This window comes from Streptosporangium sp. NPDC049248 (assembly GCF_040678965.1).
GTDB classification, from domain to species: domain Bacteria; phylum Actinomycetota; class Actinomycetes; order Streptosporangiales; family Streptosporangiaceae; genus Streptosporangium; species Streptosporangium fukuiense.
On the sequence record NZ_JBFAQY010000011.1, the window covers coordinates 216,344 to 234,685 of the forward strand.

The following is an 18,342-nucleotide window of genomic DNA, read 5'->3' on the forward strand; positions in this document are numbered from 1 at the left end:
ACGCGTCGCTGGCGGATTCATGGACGACAGACGCACGGCATATCTCGGAGGGGAAAAAAAGAGCTTCGCCCCAACGTCAGGCTGAGGCGAAGCGGACAGTGCAGGAGCAGAAGGACCGGAAGCGGCGGCTTGGGTAGTGACGCCAGCATGATTGCTAGCGTCAGGCGGCAACTTTCGCGCGCCTACGCTGGGCGACGATCATGATTTCGAGGTCGTCGACGGAGAGGCCGCCAGGCCGGTGGGCGCGTTCGGCTGCTGTGCGGGGGCTCAGGGAGTCGCGTTCGGCTCTGGCGAGGGCGAGGAGGCGACCCGCTGATGCTAGCGATTCAGCTCGCGTGATGCCCGCTACGGAAGAGAGGAGGGGAGCGGTGGTCATGAGTCGATGATAGAGCGAAGGTCCTAGACTCCTCGGGTGGGTTCGGTGCGTGAGGTCCCTCCGGGGGGCCCAGAAAAACTTGTTACGAATTTGTCGTGCGTCCTTGAACGCATCACCTACGCCAACGAGGAGAGCGGCTACACCATCGCCAGGGTGGCCACAGACCGCTCCGGCGACCTGCTGACCGTGGTCGGGCCGCTGCTGGGAGCCCAGCCCGGCGAGTCACTGCGGCTGACCGGGCGCTGGACCTCCCACCCCAAGTACGGCAAGCAGTTCGAGGTGTGGTCGTATGCCACCGTGCTGCCCGCCACCGTGCAGGGCATCCGCCGCTACCTGGGCTCCGGGCTGATCAAGGGCATCGGGCCGAGGATGGCCGACCGGATCGTCGAGCACTTCGGCGTCGAGACCCTGGAGGTCATCGAGACCACCCCCGAGCGGCTCGTCGAGGTCCCCGGCCTCGGCCCCAAGCGGACCAAGATGATCGGCGTCGCCTGGGAGGAACAGAAGATCATCAAAGAGGTGATGATCTTCCTGCAGGGGGTCGGAGTGTCCACCTCGATCGCGGTCCGCATCTTCAAGCAGTACGGCGACAACTCCATCACCGTCGTCAAAAGCGAGCCCTACCGGCTGGCCGACGACGTGTGGGGCATCGGTTTCAAGACCGCCGACACCATCGCCCAGGCCGTGGGCATCCCTCACGACAGCCCCGAACGCGTCAAGGCGGGCCTGCGCTACACCCTTTCCCAGGCCGCCGACGACGGCCACTGCTACCTTCCGGCGCCCAACCTCGTCGCCGACGCGGTGAAGATCCTGGAGGTCGCCGCCGAGCTGACCACGCGCTGCCTGCAGGAACTCATCGCCGAAGAAGGCGTGGTCGCCGAGGACATCCCGGTCGGCGACGGCACCGTCCCCGCCGTCTACCTGGTGCCCTTCCACCGCGCCGAACTGTCCCTGGCAGGCGCCCTGCGCACCCTGCTGGCCTGCGAACACGACCGGCTGGGGGTCTTCGGCTCCGTCGACTGGGACCTCGCGCTCAAATGGCTGCGCACCCAGACCGGCGCCGACCTGGCCGAGGAACAGGCCCACTCGGTGCGGCTGGCGCTGACGCAGAAGGTCGCGGTGCTGACCGGAGGCCCGGGCTGCGGCAAGAGTTTCACCGTGCGTTCCATCGTCACCCTGGCCCGGGCCAAGAAGGCCAAGGTGATCCTGGCCGCCCCCACCGGCAGGGCGGCCAAGCGCCTGGCGGAGCTGACCGGTCATGAGGCCACCACCGTGCACCGGCTGCTGCAGCTACGCCCCGGCGGGGACGCCACCTTCGATCGCGACAACCCTCTGGACGCCGACCTGGTCGTGATCGACGAGGCCTCGATGCTGGACCTGCTGCTGGCCAACAAGCTGGTCAAGGCCATCGCCCCGGGCACGCACCTGCTTTTCGTGGGCGACGTCGACCAGCTGCCCTCGGTCGGCGCCGGCGAGGTGCTGCGCGATCTGCTGGCCGCCGAGGAGGAGATCCCCCGGGTACGGCTGACCCACATCTTCCGCCAGGCCCAGGAGTCGGGGGTCGTCGTCAACGCCCACCGGGTCAACACCGGCCTGCACCCGGCCCTGGAGGGCATGAGCGACTTCTTCCTGTTCCCGTGCGAGGAACCCGAGGAGATCGCGGCGCTGACCGTGGACGTGGTCGCCAACCGCATCCCGCGCAGGTTCGGCCTCAACCCGCGCCGCGACGTGCAGGTGCTGGCCCCGATGCACCGGGGCGCGGCCGGGGCGGGCAACCTCAACCACGCGCTGCAGGAGGCGCTGACCCCCTCGCGCGAGGGCATGCCCGAGCGCCGCTACGGCGGGCGGGTCTTCCGGGTCGGCGACAAGGTCACCCAGCTGCGCAACAACTACGAAAAGGGCGCCGCCGGGGTGTTCAACGGCACCGTGGGCCTGGTCGTCGACATCAAACCCGACGAGCACAAGCTGACCGTGCTGACCGACGAGGAGGAGAACGTCGAGTACGCCTTCGACGAGCTGGACGAGCTGGCCCACGCCTACGCGGTGTCGATCCACCGCTCCCAGGGCAGCGAGTACCCGGCGGTGGTGATCCCGCTGGCCACCAGCGCGTGGATGATGCTCCAGCGCAACCTGATCTACACCGCGATCACCCGGGCCAAGAAGCTCGTCGTCATCGTCGGCTCCCGCCGCGCGCTGGCCCAGGCGGTGCGCACCCGCGGCGCCGGACGCCGCCACACCAGCCTCACCCACCGCCTGCGCCGATCCTAGAGGGCGGTCTCCGCCAGGCCGGTGACGCCCAGCAGGCGGGCCAGGGCCTCCCGCCCCGCGGCGGTGACGGCCAGGGCGCGTCCCGAGCCGATCCGGCCGACCCAGCCACGCTCCAGCGCGGTCGCGCACAACAGGGCCCCGGCGGTGCCGGCCAGGTGGTGGCGGCGCTCGGTCCAGTCCAGGCAGGGCCGGGCCAGCGGGCGGCGCCCGCCGACCGGCAAACAGACCCCCAGCTCGGTGGCGAACCATGACAGCCCGGCGTCACTGACCGCGAAACCGGTGTCCTGGCGCAGCAGACGGCGCGCGAGAAGCGCGTCGGTGATCGTCACCCCGAGCCGCCCGGCCAGGTGGTCGTAGCAGGTGCGCCCGGCCGCCAGGGCCCGGGTGGCGCTCGCGGCACGCAGCGTGGCCGGCCGCGCACCCGCCTCGGTGCCGGCGTGGGCGGCCAGGTCCTCGACGAGCTGGGCCACGTCCGGCCCGGCCAGGCGCACGTACCGGTGGCGTCCCTGCCGCTCCTCGGCCAGCAGCCCGCCGCCGACGAGCCGCGACAGGTGCTCGCTGGCGGTCGAGGCCGCCACGCCGGCGTGGGCGGCCAGCTCTCCGGCGCTCCAGGCGCGCCCGTCCAGCAGCGCCAGGCAGAACCTGGCGCGCGTGTCGTCGGCGAGCAGGGCGGCCAGCGCGGCGAGCGGAACCGGGGGACCGAAAGTCATATGCCCATCATCGGCCCGGGAGGCTTCGGCGTCGGCCGAAGCCTCCCCCTTCACCGATCAGGGCCCGCCGTGCCGCCCGCCTCTGACTCCTGGTCAGGATTTTTCCTACTTTAGGAAGAGACCGAAACGTTACCAAACCGGTCGCAACCATGTTCAGTCACCATGCATCTCCTATTAGTGTTTTAAGGGCAGTTTGCTGTAGTGGGGGAGAGAAATTGTGCTGACCGTGGAACGCCACAGGACGCCACTGGCCGCTCTGGCCCTGGCGACCGCGGCGGTGCTGGCCACCGCCTGCTCTACCGGGGCGGACACGAAGGCCCCCGTGGCCGGGCCGGGCACCGAGGCGCCCAGTACCCCGGCCGCGCCGGAGATAAAGATCAGCCCCGCCCAGGGCAGCAAGACCGTGCGCCCGAACAGGAAGGTCGTCGTCAGCGCCTCCAGCGGCGCACTGGAGGAGGTCACCGTCAAAACCGGCGGCCAGGTGCTGGAGGGCGACTTCGACGCCGAACGCACCAAGTGGACCTCCACCACCCCCATGATCCCCGCCAGCGACTACACCGTCTCGGCACGCGCGGTGGACGGCACGACCGCCAGCAGTTCCTTCCGGACGCTCAAGCCCGAGCACGAACTCGAGGTCGCGGACGTGACCCCGGCGATCAAGGGGGAGAAGGTCGGCGTGGGCGCACCGATCATCGTCACCTTCAACCAGCAGATCGCCAACAAGGCCGGAGTGGAGAAGGCCCTGAAGGTCACCTCGGAGAAACCCTCCCAGGGAGCCTGGCGCTGGATCAACGACACGACCGTGATCTACCGCACCGCGAAATTCTGGCAGCCTCACCAGAAGGTCACCTTCACCGCCCGCCTCAAGGGCGTCCAGGGCGGCAAGGACATGTACGGCGTCAAGGACATGACCAAGGTCATCCACATCGGCGCGGCCCAGATCGCCACGATCGACACCCGCAAGCACAAGATGATCGTCAAGCGTGACGGCAAGGTCGTGCAGACCATGCTGATCAGCGCGGGCAACGCCAGCACCCGCGAGTACACCACCACCAGCGGCATCCACCTGGCGATGGGCAAGGCCAACCCCGAACGCATGATCTCCCCCGGCCGCAAGAAGGGCGATCCCGGCTACTACGACCTGATGATCAACCACGCGGTCCGCTTCTCCAACAGCGGCGAGTACGTGCACGCGCTGAACAACGTCTGGGCCCAGGGGCGCCAGAACGTCAGCCACGGCTGCATCAACTCCCGCCCCGACCAGGCCAAGTGGTACTACGACCAGGTCCAGCGCGGCGACGTGATCACCATCACCGGCACCGACCGCAAGATGGAGTGGAACAACGGCTGGGGCTTCTGGCAGATGCCGTACACGCAGTGGAAGAAGGGCAGCGCCCTGGCCTGACCCCGCGACCGACTGCGCGGCCAACCCCCGCACCGGCGCCACCGCGTCCCCCGGACACGGACGGTGGCGCCGGCGGCCGACGACCCGCTCTGGGAGAACGACGTACTCTTCGAGCGCGTCGTCGAAGCCCGCACCGCGAAGACTAGAGCAAGGTGAGCTGGGCCCGGCGGGGCAGCGCCAGCGGCAGGGGCTGCTCGGGCCGCACCCGGCCCATGCCGTAGCGGGCGGCCAGCTGCAGGACCTGATCGGTGACGCGACGCACGTAGCCGGCCTCGGCATCGGCCCCCTTGGCGTACAGCTCACCGTAGCGAGGTACCAGCGCCGGATGGTGCTCACCCAGCCAGGCCAGATACCACTCACGAGCCCCCGCGGGCAGGCGCAGCACGTGCGGGACCAGGCTGACGGCCCCGGCGTCGGCGACCCGGCGCACGGTGGCCGCGAGCTGGTCGGGGGAGTCGGTCAGCAACGGCAGGATCGGCGCCATCGCCACCCCGCACGCCACCCCCCGCCCGTTCAGCTCGGCCACCAGCTCCAGGCGCTTTTGCGCACTGTGGGCACCGGGCTCCACACTGCGGCGGATCCGGTCGTCGACGAAGGCGACCGAGACGACCACCCCCGCCCCCGGAGTGGCGGCCAGCAGGTCGGCGTCGCGCAGGATCAACCGGCTCTTGGTGTGCACGGTGAACGGCGCCCCGGCCTCGCGCAACACGGTGACCAGGCCGGGCATCAACCGGTAGATGTCCTCGGCCCCCTGGTAGCAGTCACCGCCCACCCCCACCGTGACATGCTCGCCGTCCCAGCGCGAGGCCAGCTCCGCACGCAACCGCCGCACGATGTCGGTCCGCACCACGATCCGCGAATCGAAGTCACCACCGACGTCCAGCCCCAGATAGCGATGCCCCCGGCGCACCGAGCAGTAGCGGCATGCCTGGGCACACCCCCGGTACGGGCTAAGGCCCCACCCCTCGGGCGTGCGCTCCAGCGCGGTGCGCGCCCGCACCTCGTAGCAGGTCAGCGCCCCGTGCACCCTGACCAGCGCGGAGCGCTCGATCCGCGGCCTGGCATCGGGCGGCACGTCGAGCAGGGAAGGCGCGTCCCATCGCATACGGCTCAGTGGAACACGCTTTCGACACCACCCGCAAGTGAACCCCGACACGGCATCGCCGCGCTCAGCGACTTCCCTCACCACATACCGGCCGACGACGCTCGGCCCGCCTCACTGAGATCGTAGGCCCATGAGCCGCCCAGCCGGCTCCGAGCTGTTGACCGCGCCAGGCCTTACCGGTGACCAGCGGGCTGTCGTCGATCGAGGTCCGTACGTGCCCGGGGCCGCCGCTCGGGCCGCTCACGACCAGGCCGCCCCTCACGCGAGAAGACCCTGTGGCGGCTGCCGCACGAGACCGCCGGACGACCGGCACGGCCCCGGAACACCGGGCCGGATGAAATGATACGTTCGTGCCGATTTTGGGGGAGTGGTCATGGCGTGGTTGATCCTGACTGGGGCGATCATCGCCGAGATCGCGGCGACCACCGCCCTCAAACTGAGCGACGGCTTCGCCCACAAAGGCTGGGCCGCCCTGGTCGTCGCCGGCTACGCCGCCGCCTTCATCCTGCTGGCCCAGGCACTGAAACTGCAACTGGAGGTCGGCACCGCCTACGCGGTCTGGGCCGGAGCCGGCACCGCGGCCATCGCCGCGATCGGCGTACTGTTCCTCGGCGAGACGATCAGCCTCGCCAAGATCGCGGGCATCGCCCTGATCATCGGCGGAGTCGTGGTACTCAACCTGGCCGGCAGCCCCCACTGACCCCCCGCCGCGAATAACGCCTCGCCCGCCACCGAACACCTGACCTACCCTGACCCGGTGCTGAAACCCACCTACCCCATCCGGACCGGCCGCCTGGCCCTGCGCCCCTACACCCCGGCCGACCTCGACGCCCTGCACGCCATCCAGTCACTGCCGCAGGTGACCCGCTACCTGTACTGGGAACCACGCAGCCGGGAGCAGACCCACGAGGCACTGCAAACCAAGATCACCCAAACGGAGCTGCTCGAGGAAGGCCAGATCCTGACACTGGCGGTGGAACTGGCCGCCACCGGCGAGCTGATCGGCGACGGCATGCTGATCTGGCACAGCCTCACCCACCGCAGCGGGGAGATCGGCTACGTCCTGCACCCCGCCCACCACGGCAAGGGGTACGCCACCGAGACGGGCCTGGCCCTGCTGGAGCTGGGATTCGACGGCCTCGACCTGCACCGGATCATCGGACGCCTGGACGCCCGCAACACGGCCTCGGCCCGCGTACTGGAGAAACTGGGCATGCGCCGCGAGGCACACCTGATCGACAACGAGATGGTCAAGGGCGAATGGACCAGCGAACTCGACTACGCGATCCTGCAGCGGGAGTGGCGCGCCCGGCAGTGACGCCCCCCGCCTCCGGTTGAAGAACACCCCGCCCGCAGGGCACCATGTCTGCGATGACCATCTTGCACCTGGCCCTGGCCGCCGACTGGGACGCCGCCCTGCGAGCGGGGGAGTACCGCATCTCCACCCTCGGCCGCACCCTGGACGAAGAGGGCTTCATCCACGCCTGCGCGAGCCACGAACAGCTACGCGGCGTGGTGGAGCGCTTCTACCGCGACGTCACCACCCCCCTGGTACTGCTCAGCGTCGACCCCCGCGGACTGGACGTGCGCATGGAGGTGCCCGCCGACTCACCCGAGGCCTTCCCGCACATCTACGGGCCGATACCGGTCACCGCGGTGACCTCCGTCGCGCCCTTCGCCCCACCCGGCCCCGGCCCGCACCGTCCGCACGACGCCAACCAGGCCGACGCACCTCGAACGGAGCCATGACAGCAGTAAGCTGCGCGCCATGACCGACGTACCCGGACCGACGATCCGCACTCTCGACTCGACGGTCGTCTACACCAACCCCTGGATGAGCGTGCGCGAGGACCGCATCGAACGCCCCGACGGCTCCCACGGCATCTACGGCGTGGTGGACCAGATCGACTTCGCCCTCGTCCTGCCTATGGAGAACGACGGCTTCCACCTCGTGGAGGAGTACCGCTACCCGGTACGGCGGCGCACCTGGAACTTCCCCCAGGGCGGGGTCAAGGACAGCCCCTCGCCCCTGGTCACGGCACACACCGAGCTGACCCAGGAGACCGGTCTGCGAGCCGCCTCGATGACCCATCTGGGCCGCCTGGACAACGCCCACGGCACGACGGGTCAGCACTTCGACATCTTCCTGGCCACCGACCTGACCGCGGGCGCCCCCGACCGTGAGCACACCGAGCAGGACATGCGCCAGGAATGGGTCTCACGGACCGAACTGGAGCGGATGATCCTGCGCGGCGCGATCACCGACAGCGGCTCGATCGCGGCCTACACCATGTTCCTGCTGCGCGGGGCGGCCTGAGAGAGCGGCCAGAGCCGGGCCGCACCGTCGCCGACCGGCCGCAAGACGCCCGACCACCATGGAGACGCCGCACCGAAGAACCACCGCGATCCGGTCGTTTCCAGCACGCACACGATGACCTTGGGACGATACGCTTGACTCATGTCGAACCCGATCGTCATCCTCCTTCTGACGGCGGTCGTCGTGGCGGTGGTCATCGCCCTGATCGTCCTCACGGTGCGGGCGGCACAGCACCCCAGAAACACCCTGGTCGGGGGTGGGATCAGCCCCGAACTCGTGGAACAGGCCCTGGAGTTGAAAGCCACCGGCCAGATCGACCAGGCCGTCTTCCTGGTCCGGGGCGAGACCGGCATGAGCCACCGCGCCGCCGCCCGTTTCGTCAGGAAGCTCACGCCGCCCCCTCCGCACTGACCTTTCCGTCTTCCCGCCGCAAAAAGGGAGCGCTCCCACGGAAAACACCTCCCACACAGGCCCGCCCCCGAACTGTTAACGCAAACACTCAGATACGCTTGGAGTAACTTCGACAAGGCGGACAGGGTGACCCAGCAGGTATCCGGACAAACGTTCTCCGAACGGCCCAGAGCCGCCGTCATGGAAGACGTCGCCGCGCGCGCAGGCGTCTCGGCCATGACCGTCTCCCGCGTTCTCAACACCCCGGAAAAAGTACGCCCCGACACCCGCGCCCGCGTCCTGGACGCGGTACGCGAACTCGGCTACCGCCCCAACTTCGCCGCCCGCTCGCTGGTCACCGGCCGCTCGGGCGCCCTGGGGGTCGTCAGCTTCGACACCACCCTCTACGGCCCGGCCTCCACCCTGCACGGCATCGAACAGGCCGCCCGCACCCACGACTACCTCGTCACCATCGTCAACGTCACCACCCTCAACCGCCGCTCCATCGCCGAGGCCGTCAACCGGCTGCGCTTCCAGTCCGTCGACGGCGTCGTCATCGTCGCCCCCCACGAATCGGCCGCCGACGGACTACACCACCTGCCACCCGACCTGCCCGCCGTCGTGGTCGGCGCCCGCGAAAGCCTCCCCGTCCCCGTCGCCGCCGTCGACCAGGCGGCCGGAGCCGTACGAGCGACCAGACACCTGCTCAGCCTCGGCCACAACACCGTCTGGCACCTGTCAGGCCCCGAAGACTGGATCGACGCCAGCGCCCGCGTCGAAGGCTGGCGCTCGGTCCTGACCGCCGAAGGCCGCCAGATCCCCGACCCCCTGCGCGGAGACTGGAGCGCACGCTCCGGCTTCGACCTGGGCAGGCAACTGGCCCGCGACCCCGAGGTCACGGCCATCTTCGCCGCCAACGACCACATGGCCACCGGCGTACTGCGAGCCCTGCGCGAAGCCGGCCGCCGAGTCCCTCAGGACGTCAGCGTGGTCGGCTTCGACGACGTCCCCGAGGCCCCCTACCTGTGGCCACCACTGAGCACCGTACGACAGAACTTCACCGAGGTCGGCCGCCTGGCCTTCCGGCTGCTCCTGGAACGTATCGACGGCCGCACCGTCACCCCGCACCGCATGATCGAACCCGAACTCGTCGTCCGCGAGAGCACCGGTACCCGCCCACCCGGCTGACCTCCGGGCAAGAGGCCCCCTCAGACCTTCCCGAATTCACCAGGGGTTAGACATCGCCGAGCGCCCCCGACGACGACCACGGGCCGGCGACGAAGCGCACGATCCGATCGCGTCCGGGCAGACGAGAACGACAGGAGGCCCAGTAGCCCCGTCGAAGAATCCAACGGATACAAGCTCCAAGACCAGTACACGAAAGGACCGGCCGGCGTCACAGCCCTCGCCCCGCCTTGCGATGACGACAGGCAGACCACGTGCGCCCGCCGATTCAACAGGCGTCGATATCGAGGACCTCGCCGTGAAACCACCCTTGATCTCGGGGGAGAAGCAAAGCGGCGATAAGCAACAATCGCCACATGACAGCACCACTCACCGGCGCGACCCGCCTCCCCGACGGCACCTGGATCCGCGGCCGCGGACTTCGCAACCCCACCCCCGTCGGCCCGGCCCCCGACACAGCGCTCTACCTCGGCTCCACACGCCTTCGCCGCCGCCACCAGAACACCCTGAACTGGCCCCACGAATGGATCCGCTGGCCGGACTTCCTGCTACCGACGGACCAGCACGCGGCCGCCCGCTCCATCACCCACCTGCACGAACAGGCACGAACAGGCCTCGGCGCCGAAGTCGCCTGCGGCGGGGGAGTAGGCCGCACCGGCACCGTCATGGCCTGCCTGGCCACCCTCACCGGCCTGCCCCCTCAAGAGGCCATCGCCTGGACACGCGAGCACTACCACCGCCGGGCGATCGAAACCCCCTGGCAACGCCGCTGGGTGACCTGGTTCTCCAGACATACCGACTCAAGGCCGCCCACACAGTGACGGAACATGACGAGCAGCGGGCTCCACAGAGCGGCTTGCCGTGACTTCTCGTTCGAGCGCGACGGCCTGAAGCGACTACTCACCTAACTTCGATCCGGCACTGAAGCGGATACCGAGGTTCTTCGCACACCAGGGCATTCGTCAACGGCCAGGTGCGTGTGGCTCAGGCGCAAAGTGTGTGAAGCGGTCACGGATCGCGACAGAGGGCTATGTCCGGGACTGATCGCGATCGAGTAACGGTACGCGCATGAATGCGGCCGCTCGGTGATGATCGGGTTCGACCAAGAACGTGATCGTCAACAAGCGGCCGCGGAGTTCATTGTGCAGCATGCCGAACCCCCGGCAGGCGAAGCCTGCCTGCAGGTCTTCTTCCCCCACCTGACCGAGCTGGTCGTGGAAGAGCTCGTCGATCGCAGCGGCTATGTGCTGATCCAGGCACGGACCGGCGGAGCGCCCGCCCTCTGTCCAGGATGCCGGGCGCCGTCGACCCGGCTGCACGGACATTACCGGCGACTGCTGCAGGACCTGCCGACCGGCGGCCGCCAGATCCTCATCAACCTGACCGTACGCCGCTTAAAGTGCGGCAACCCGACCTGCCAGGTACGAACCTTTGCCGAGCCGATCAGCAGCCTGGCCAGGCGACATGCCCGCAACACCTCCCTGCTGCGGCGCATGCTGGAGCGGTTCGCGCTCGCGCTGGCCGGGCGGGCCGCCACCCGATTGCTGGGCCTGCTCGGCGTCACGGTGTCGAGGGACACACTGATCCGGCTGATCCGCGCCCTGCCCGATCCCGAGATCGGCCAGGTCACGGTGCTGGGGGTCGACGACTGGGCGAAACGGCGCGGGCACTCCTACGCCACCTTGCTGGTCAACGTGGAGACCGGCCGCCCTATCGACGTCCTGGACGACCGCCAGGCCGACACCTTCGCCGCCTGGCTGCGCGAGCATCCCGGCATCGAGGTGATCTGCCGGGACCGGGCCGGCGCCTACGCCGAGGGCTCCAGAACCGGGGCACCGGACGCGATCGAAGTGGCTGATCGCTGGCATCTGTGGAACAACTTATGCAAAGCAGCCGAGGCCGCCGTCCGAACGCACCGCAGTGACCTGACAGAGCCCGAGCCCGCGCCGGGGCCCGCCGCGCCAGCGGTGATCGAGCCCAAGGCTCGGCCCGAGTCACACACGGCGGCCCGAACCCGGGAACGTCACGCCATCGTCCGTGAACTCGCCGAACGCGGCATGACGATCTCGGCGATCTCCCAGCGGCTGGGTCTGGACCGCAAGACCGTCCGCAAGTTCGCGAGCGCCGCCACCGCCGAACACCTCATCAACGGACCGCGCTCCCGGACCCGTTCCTTCGAGGAATTCGTCCCCTATCTGCGGCAACGCGTCACCGAAGACGAGATCATCAATGCCGCTCAACTGTATGCCGAACTCCGCGAGCGCGGCTATCGCGGCAGCCGCCGCACCGTCCGCCGCTACTTAGAGCCTCTGCGAACCGCGGTCACCGCCCCCGATCTCCCACCGCCACCTCCCACGGTCCGTGAGACCACCCGCTGGATCACCAGCCACCCCGACCACCTCACCAACGATGAGAACACCCGGCTCAAAGCCGTCCTGGCTCGCAGCCCGCATCTGAGCGCCCTGGCCAGGCACGTCACTACGTTCGCCCAGATGATGAGCGAACGTAGTGGACAGACGGATCTCAAAGCCTGGTTGGCCGCCGTTGACGCCGACGACATCCCCCAGCTGCACTCCTTTGCCCGGGGCATCGAGCGTGACCTGGACGCCGTCACCAACGGCCTGTCCCTGCCCTACTCTTCTGGCACGGTCGAGGGCAACGTGACCAGGGTGAAGGCCCTCAAACGCAGCCGATATGGCCGCGCCAACCTCGACCTCTTACGAAAGATCATCCTCTGTAGTCACTGACGGAATCACAGTCGGTCACGACGTCACACACTTTGCGCCTGAGCCCTCCGTGGTTCTGGCGCACTCACTGCTCACTGGGGAGCGACAGCGCGCCGTGACGAAGGCGCCGGATCACGGGCGGCGCTGGCGGGCGTCGCCGACAGAAGGGGCGGTGCGGCGGGCCGAGACCCCCGCCGCCCCGCCTCGTGCCGTCGGCCGTCAGGCGGCCGGGTCCAGCTCAGCGGCGTGGTCGGCCGCCCACTGCGCGAGCGTCCGGCCCTTCCTTCCGGTCACCTGCTCGAACGCGGGCGAGACCGCCGGGGGCTCCTCCGCGTACTCGGCCTGGTAGCCCAGTATGAACTCGGCGACCTCCATCGGAAGTCCGCCCTCGATGTAGGCCCGGCGAGCCTGCCCGTACGTCAGCCCCTCGAACGCGATCGCACGGCCGAGCCCGGCGCCGATCGCCTCCGCCTGCTGCCGGTGGGTGAGCGCCTGTGGCCCGGTCAGGTCGTACGCCCGGCCCGCGTGACCGTGCTCGAGCAGGGCGATCGCCGCGACGTCGGCGATGTCGGCCTCGTGGATCGGCACGCCGATGCCGTCGGGGTAGGCGTTGCGGACCAGGTTCTCGGTCCGGATGGACTCGCCCCAGACGTCGAGCTTGTTGACGGCGAACTCGCCGGGCCGTACGTGGGTCCAGGCCGCCCCGGACTTCTCGACGATCTGTTCCACCGCGTGCAGCGTCTCGTAGAAGCCGGCTCGCCGGCTCGTGACGCCAGAGCTGGTCAGGGACACGATCCGGGCGGCCCCGGCCGCCACGGTGCGGCTGACGAATGCTTGCGCCAGGTCGGTCGCGTGCTCTGGATCGAAGAGGCCCGCGATGAGGAACACGCCCTGTACCCCGTCGAACGACAGCTCGCCCGGACGGTTCAGGTCGCCCTTGACGACGTCGACGCCGTCGGGCAGCCCGGCGGCCTCCGGGTTGCGGGTGAGCGCCCGCACGGGTCGTCCGGCCGCGACGAGCCGATCGACCACGTGTCTGCCCACGGTGCCGGTCGCTCCGGTCACGAGGATGGTCATGGAGAACCTCTCTCTGTGGAAACGAACGATGGGTGCGGGCCCGCTGCCGAGGACAGTAGGACAGGTCCGGCCAGCCTCGCACATGGAACGTTCCCACCTGGGCGTTTGCGGCAGTTCGATCAGAGGCTCAAACGTTGAGAGACACCACCTCGTCGTCGGAGCTCTGCACGGCACACCCCCAACCAGCCAAGGAATGGCGCACGTCCGGGCCGTACCGGCCGGTGCGCATTCGGGTGTACGCCGACAGCTGGGGGGCTCTGAGCCCCGACGAGGGCGGGGAGTGCGTCCCCGCCCTCACGCATTCAGGCGAAGGGGGAGGCAAGGCAACACCGAAGGTCGCTGCACTGTTGCTGAATCTCATCGACATTTCTTCGCCCGTTGAGCCGCTGGCGTTGCTCAAACCCGTGAACGTTTGTTGCTGCTTCTGACCGACGCAACCATGGACGCCCACGCCGAGTTGCTCGGGGCGGGCATCCGCCACAGGCGGCTGTCACCCGAGCAGGTTTGACCTGCGTGCCCAGTGTTTACGGCGGCGGGGTGCCGTGCGGTGTGGGTGTTCAGGAGGGCGCCGAGCGTGGGCGCAGGTCCACGATGTCCAGGCCAGGCGGGCCCACGGCGCCGGTTCCGGAGATGACGATCTCGAAGTAGCCTTTCGCTTCGAGGCCGCCTGGGCCGCTGCTGCCATCTCCGTTGTTCTGGGTGAAGAACGTGCTGCTGCCGACCGGCTTCTGGGGAAAGTAGGTGAGGAGAACGCCCTGCCCGGCCCAGGAGTCGTGGGAGGGGCCGTTCCACCATTCGTAGGCGGTTGCGGCGTGCGAGAAGGTGCTCAGTAAGAAGGCTGTGGGGGATTCGTCGCTGTAGTTGTCCTGCCCTTGGAACCAGCAGTGCGATCGCGGATCGATCTCTTTTGCATCCGACGTGTTTGCATCCGGCGCGTAGGACTCGCACCTGATGTCGATGTAGACGATCTGGCGTTCGTGCGAACGGACGAAAGCTTCGAAGGCGGCCGCACCGGTCTGCGTGGTCGCGTCGGCTCTCAGCCTTGGGATATCAGTGACGGTGTACCGGTAGACGCCATACCCGGCAGCCGCGGGGAGCAAGACCACCGCGAGCGCCACGAGGGCGCGGCCTGTGCGCCAGCGTCTGGCGAGCCTGCCGGCGTCCTTGAGATCGTCGGCGAAGACGATCGCGGCGGGGTCCCGGGCGCTTGCGAGATCGCCCTGGTTCTCCCGGGGCGCCACCAGGCGCCAGCCCCTACGGTGGGCGGCCTCGAACTTGTCCTCGATGTCGCCCACGTGGGTCAGCCGGCCGTTCTCGTCGATCGCCCTGGCGTGTGATCCCGTCCGACTTCCCACCGTGGGCCACGATTTACGGGCACTTCGCGCGCTGGGCGCGGCAGGGGGTGGTCAGCCAGATCCGGGACCAGCTGCGCCGCGCGATCCGGCTGTGCAAGGGTCGCTGTCCTAGTGCGGTCACCCTCATCGTCGACTCGCAGTCGGTGAAGGGATCGGAAACGGTCAGCAAGGCCACTCGCGGCTTTGACCCGGCAAAACGCATCAATGGGAGGAAGCGACATCTTGTGGTCGATCCGGATGGGCTTCAGCGTTATCTAGCGAGGAACCCCGGGTGTTCACGCCCGGGAGGAATCGCTTCCCGGTCCTGGGGTTGTGAACGTCCGGTCGTTGGTCCGGGCGCTCCTGGTTTTCGATGTATTTCTTGACAAGGCGCAAAAGGGCGCCGCCGCGGGAGGCGGCGACGTAGGACGGAGACCGCAAGCGGCCGCCCCGCAGATACCTGCGGACAGCGGGATACTCCTTGCGCAGCAGGCGGGCCGAGACGCCCTTGAGGGAATCGACCAGGGCCGCAAGGACGACCTTGGGCGGGCAGTCGACGAGCAGGCGGACATGGTCGCGCTCGCCGTTGAACTCAACAAGCCGCACACCTCGATCATGATTTCTTCGCAGCGGCGCGGCGGTTCGCCGGTGAAGACCCCGCACCGATACCCGGGTGTGAAGACCGAATACGCGCAGCGTGCGGACAACGGTTCGGCCCCGGCCCCGGCGCAGGTCGGATTCCTATCACGGTGACATGGGCCAAAGGATAGTTTGGGCGTTGTGAAGCTGGTGGTGCAGGTGAGACTCCTGCCGACGCCCGAGCAGGCGGCGGCGCTGGAGGCGACCTTGCGCGCGGTCAACGCCGCGGCCACCTGGGTGGCGGCGCTCGCCCACCAGCGGCGGGTGTTTCGCAACTACGACCTGCGCCGGCACGCCTACGGGCAGATCAAGGACGACTACCGGCTGGCGGCTCAGGCCGCGCAGCATGTCGTCAAGAAGGTCGCCGACGCCTACGCCACGCTGCACGCCAATATCCGCAACGGCAACGTGGGCAGGCCCGGTTCCGCGCGGCGCGAGCGGGCCCTGGCCACGCCGATCGTCTTTCGCCCCGGCGCGGCCCACCCGTTCGACGACCGCTGCCTGTCCTGGCAGTTGGACGCGCGCACAGTGAGCATCTGGACGATCGCCGGGCGGATGAAGAACGTGGCGTTCACCGCCTCTGCCGAGCAGCTCCAGACGTTGGCCGCCCACCGCAGGGGCGAATCGGACCTGTTGTACCGCGACGGTATGTGGTTTCTCATCGCCACCTGCGATATTCCCGACCGGCCGGTCGCCGCCCCGGACGGATTCCTGGGGGTGGATCTGGGGATCGCGAACATCGCGACCACCAGTGGCGGGGTTCGCCACAGCGGCAAAACCCTGAACGCGGTCCGCCACCGTCACCGCGAGCTGCGCCGCCGTCTGCAGGCCAAGCAGACCACATCCGCCAAACGGCTGCTGAAGCGGCGTCGCCGGGCCGAGGCCCGGTTCGCCGCGAACACCAACCACATCATCGCCAAACGCATCGTGACCGAGGCTGCACGCACCGGGCAAGGCATCGCCCTGGAAGACCTCCAGGGCATCCGTGACCGGGTACGGCTCCGCAAGCCCCAGCGGGTCACGCTGCACTCATGGAGCTTCCACCAGCTCGGCTCCTTCATCGCCTACAAGGCCGCCCGCCAGGGCGTCGCCGTTGTCCACGTCGATCCGGCCTACACCTCGCAGGCCTGCTCGGCCTGCGGGCACGTGGACAAGAGGAACCGGCCCGGCCAGGCGACCTTCTCCTGCACGTCGTGCGGCTTCGCTGAGCACGCCGACGTCAACGCGGCCCGCAACATCGCCTCGCGCGGGGTGGCGGGCTGGGCAGTGAGTCACGCTGCCGACGACGCGGCCTGAACCGTCGAACCCATCGACGGCGAGGAGCTGCAAGCTCGGTCGTTTACGGCCGAGAAGCTGACGTGATGGTGATAGTCACCCCGGCCGACACCCCCGACCGGGACTGCGCCCGCGAGCTGCTGTTCCGGCTGCGCCTGACCCATCCCGAGATCACCCTGGTCTGGGCCGACTCCGCCTACGCGGGATCGCTGATCGAGTGGGCGCGCACCTTCTTGGACCTCACCGTCAAGGTGGTTTCCCGGCCGCGCGGCGCCCAGGGCTTTGTCGTGCTGGCCAAACGCTGGGTGGTGGAGCGCAGCCTGTCGTGGGTGCTGCGCGCCCGCCGCAATATCCGCGACCATGAACGGCTGCCGCAGCACAGCGAAATCATGATCACCTGGTCGGCGATCATCCAGATGACGCGCCGCCTCACCCGCAGCTCCCGCGCCAGGACCTCCTGGGGAAGGGTTTCGTGACCGCGCCGGTGCGGGCTAACCTGTCTCACAACCCAGCAAACGAGACAGCCTGATCCGCAGCCATGCGACCACGAAACCCCTTTGGTGAGCGTCCTCATGGGATCTCGAACCGAGCAGTGCCTGAACTGCGAGGCGCCGCTGCCCCCTCCAGCGGACCGCCGCGGAGGATGGCCCCGCAAGTACTGCTCCGACGCCTGCCGGTGGGCTTTCGGCCGCACGCGCGCCAGACGCTGGCGCCCCCTTACCCAGCGCCACCAACGCCAGGACGACACCCGCAAGCAGCGCCGTCACATCCGCGACCAGGCCGAACGCCTCGCACAGGCAGCCGGGAAGCTTGCCCTGGACCTGCACGCCGAAGACCTCGCCCCGCCCACTCAGCAGACCGGCTGGAAGCCTGGGCCCATCGCCGGCTACACCGCCGCCGCCCTGCCCCTGCTCGCCCAGGCCCGCGCCGTCCTGGCCGCCGCCGCCGTCGCCGCCGACCGAGCGACCGGCGCCACCTGGGACGAGATCGCTGCCGTTCTGGATGTCAGCCCCGACACCGCCGCCCGCCGCTACCAAGCCTGACCGCACCCCCGTGAACGCAACCGACGACAGCTGCGGCACCTGGACGTTCATCACCCACCACGCCCACGTGCTGATCGCGATCGCTCGCGCTCCAGAGGCACGGATCCGCGACATCGCTGTCACGCTGGGCATCACTGGCTATGTACGTGAGTTGCGGAGGCGTTTGTTGCTGGGGCAGGGAAGGCGGCTTCGTGTGGTGAGGGGTGATGTCGCCGAGTTTTGACGGCAGTGGGGTTCTTGCGGTGGGAGAGTCGGTGCGCTTCTCCCGTTTGGGGGCCCCATGCGCATATCGGCGACCAAGGTCGAGCTGTATACGGCGATTCGCAACGTTTGCCCTGTCCGCTACCGGCACCTCGGGGCGATGTCCCCCGTCGATATGTCCGCGCGTTCGGGGGCACGGCCAACGCGACTCCGAGCCGTCGTTCCGTCGCGAGGGAGCGGCCAACGTGCCAGGATAAATCACGTCAAGCCGTAACTCGCGTGGGCCGGTAT

At 68.9% G+C, this 18,342-nt stretch carries 18 protein-coding genes and 2 pseudogenes; 15 read left to right on the top strand and 5 right to left on the bottom strand.

Annotated elements, in window-relative coordinates:
* Positions 1 to 466 precede the first annotated feature (466 nt).
* Complete coding sequence (locus AB0K21_RS22250; protein ID WP_364152700.1) at positions 467 to 2,644, top strand: ATP-dependent RecD-like DNA helicase; 2,178 nt, start codon at positions 467 to 469, stop codon at positions 2,642 to 2,644.
* On the opposite strand, the gene AB0K21_RS22255 is transcribed toward AB0K21_RS22250, so the two are convergent.
* Positions 2,641 to 3,354 carry a winged helix-turn-helix domain-containing protein gene (locus AB0K21_RS22255; protein ID WP_364152703.1) on the bottom strand — a complete coding sequence of 238 codons (714 nt, stop codon included), beginning with the start codon at positions 3,352 to 3,354 and terminating at the stop codon, positions 2,641 to 2,643. The two genes, AB0K21_RS22250 and AB0K21_RS22255, sit on opposite strands and share 4 nt — an antisense overlap.
* Positions 3,355 to 3,571: 217 nt before the next feature.
* Between AB0K21_RS22255 and AB0K21_RS22260 the strand changes: the two genes are divergently transcribed.
* Positions 3,572 to 4,759, top strand: a complete 1,188-nt coding sequence (locus AB0K21_RS22260; RefSeq protein WP_343981474.1) for an Ig-like domain-containing protein — start codon at positions 3,572 to 3,574, stop codon at positions 4,757 to 4,759.
* A gap of 142 nt (positions 4,760 to 4,901) precedes the next feature.
* Here AB0K21_RS22260 and AB0K21_RS22265 read toward each other — a convergent pair whose 3' ends face one another.
* A complete protein-coding gene (locus AB0K21_RS22265) occupies positions 4,902 to 5,864 on the bottom strand; it encodes a radical SAM protein (protein WP_343981471.1) in 963 nt (320 codons plus the stop codon).
* Positions 5,865 to 6,237: 373 nt separating this feature from the next.
* Between AB0K21_RS22265 and AB0K21_RS22270 the strand changes: the two genes are divergently transcribed.
* The 8 genes from AB0K21_RS22270 (at position 6,238) to AB0K21_RS22305 (ending at position 12,503) form a co-directional block, all read left to right on the top strand.
* Positions 6,238 to 6,564: an SMR family transporter gene (locus AB0K21_RS22270; protein WP_364152707.1), complete on the top strand. Its 327-nt coding sequence runs from the start codon at positions 6,238 to 6,240 to the stop codon at positions 6,562 to 6,564.
* Positions 6,565 to 6,621: 57 nt separating this feature from the next.
* Positions 6,622 to 7,182, top strand: a complete 561-nt coding sequence (locus AB0K21_RS22275; RefSeq protein ID WP_343981465.1) for a GNAT family N-acetyltransferase — start codon at positions 6,622 to 6,624, stop codon at positions 7,180 to 7,182.
* A 53-nt stretch (positions 7,183 to 7,235) separates the two neighbouring features.
* Complete coding sequence (locus tag AB0K21_RS22280) at positions 7,236 to 7,613, top strand: DUF952 domain-containing protein (protein WP_343981463.1); 378 nt, start codon at positions 7,236 to 7,238, stop codon at positions 7,611 to 7,613.
* Positions 7,614 to 7,632: 19 nt separating this feature from the next.
* Positions 7,633 to 8,181, top strand: a complete 549-nt coding sequence (locus AB0K21_RS22285) for an NUDIX hydrolase (protein ID WP_343981460.1) — start codon at positions 7,633 to 7,635, stop codon at positions 8,179 to 8,181.
* A gap of 141 nt (positions 8,182 to 8,322) precedes the next feature.
* The gene (locus tag AB0K21_RS22290) at positions 8,323 to 8,592 is read left to right on the top strand and encodes a hypothetical protein (RefSeq protein ID WP_343981457.1); all 270 of its coding nucleotides are present in this window, start codon (positions 8,323 to 8,325) and stop codon (positions 8,590 to 8,592) included.
* A 180-nt stretch (positions 8,593 to 8,772) separates the two neighbouring features.
* A complete protein-coding gene (locus tag AB0K21_RS22295) occupies positions 8,773 to 9,759 on the top strand; it encodes a LacI family DNA-binding transcriptional regulator (protein ID WP_343981454.1) in 987 nt (328 codons plus the stop codon).
* A gap of 353 nt (positions 9,760 to 10,112) precedes the next feature.
* Positions 10,113 to 10,577, top strand: coding sequence for a protein-tyrosine phosphatase family protein (locus AB0K21_RS22300; protein WP_343981451.1), 465 nt, complete (start codon positions 10,113 to 10,115; stop codon positions 10,575 to 10,577).
* A 321-nt stretch (positions 10,578 to 10,898) separates the two neighbouring features.
* The gene (locus tag AB0K21_RS22305; RefSeq protein WP_343981448.1) at positions 10,899 to 12,503 is read left to right on the top strand and encodes an ISL3 family transposase; all 1,605 of its coding nucleotides are present in this window, start codon (positions 10,899 to 10,901) and stop codon (positions 12,501 to 12,503) included.
* A 198-nt stretch (positions 12,504 to 12,701) separates the two neighbouring features.
* On the opposite strand, the gene AB0K21_RS22310 is transcribed toward AB0K21_RS22305, so the two are convergent.
* Together AB0K21_RS22310 and AB0K21_RS22315 are read right to left on the bottom strand one after the other, a co-directional pair.
* Positions 12,702 to 13,559, bottom strand: coding sequence for an NAD(P)H-binding protein (locus AB0K21_RS22310; protein WP_343981445.1), 858 nt, complete (start codon positions 13,557 to 13,559; stop codon positions 12,702 to 12,704).
* Between the two features lie 557 nt (positions 13,560 to 14,116).
* On the bottom strand, positions 14,117 to 14,854 hold the full coding sequence (locus tag AB0K21_RS22315) for a hypothetical protein (RefSeq protein ID WP_343981441.1): 738 nt from the start codon (positions 14,852 to 14,854) through the stop codon (positions 14,117 to 14,119).
* On the opposite strand from AB0K21_RS22315, the gene AB0K21_RS22320 reads away from it, so the two are divergent.
* A complete protein-coding gene (locus AB0K21_RS22320; protein WP_364152716.1) occupies positions 14,767 to 15,279 on the top strand; it encodes a transposase in 513 nt (170 codons plus the stop codon). The genes AB0K21_RS22315 and AB0K21_RS22320 overlap by 88 nt on opposite strands.
* Here the strand turns inward: AB0K21_RS22320 and tnpA are convergent.
* Positions 15,248 to 15,525, bottom strand: a pseudogene (gene tnpA, locus AB0K21_RS22325) (IS200/IS605 family transposase); the annotation flags it as partial. The gene AB0K21_RS22320 and the pseudogene tnpA overlap by 32 nt on opposite strands.
* A 148-nt stretch (positions 15,526 to 15,673) precedes the next feature.
* Between tnpA and AB0K21_RS22330 the strand changes: the two are divergent.
* The 4 genes and pseudogenes from AB0K21_RS22330 (at position 15,674) to AB0K21_RS22345 (ending at position 18,073) form a co-directional block, all read left to right on the top strand.
* A complete protein-coding gene (locus AB0K21_RS22330; RefSeq protein ID WP_364152719.1) occupies positions 15,674 to 16,828 on the top strand; it encodes a transposase in 1,155 nt (384 codons plus the stop codon).
* 62 nt (positions 16,829 to 16,890) lie between these two features.
* A pseudogene (locus tag AB0K21_RS22335) lies at positions 16,891 to 17,247 on the top strand (transposase); the annotation flags it as partial.
* A gap of 132 nt (positions 17,248 to 17,379) precedes the next feature.
* Positions 17,380 to 17,850, top strand: coding sequence for a hypothetical protein (locus tag AB0K21_RS22340; protein ID WP_343976892.1), 471 nt, complete (start codon positions 17,380 to 17,382; stop codon positions 17,848 to 17,850).
* Positions 17,851 to 17,860: 10 nt separating this feature from the next.
* Positions 17,861 to 18,073, top strand: coding sequence for a hypothetical protein (locus AB0K21_RS22345; protein WP_343976889.1), 213 nt, complete (start codon positions 17,861 to 17,863; stop codon positions 18,071 to 18,073).
* Positions 18,074 to 18,342 lie beyond the last annotated feature (269 nt).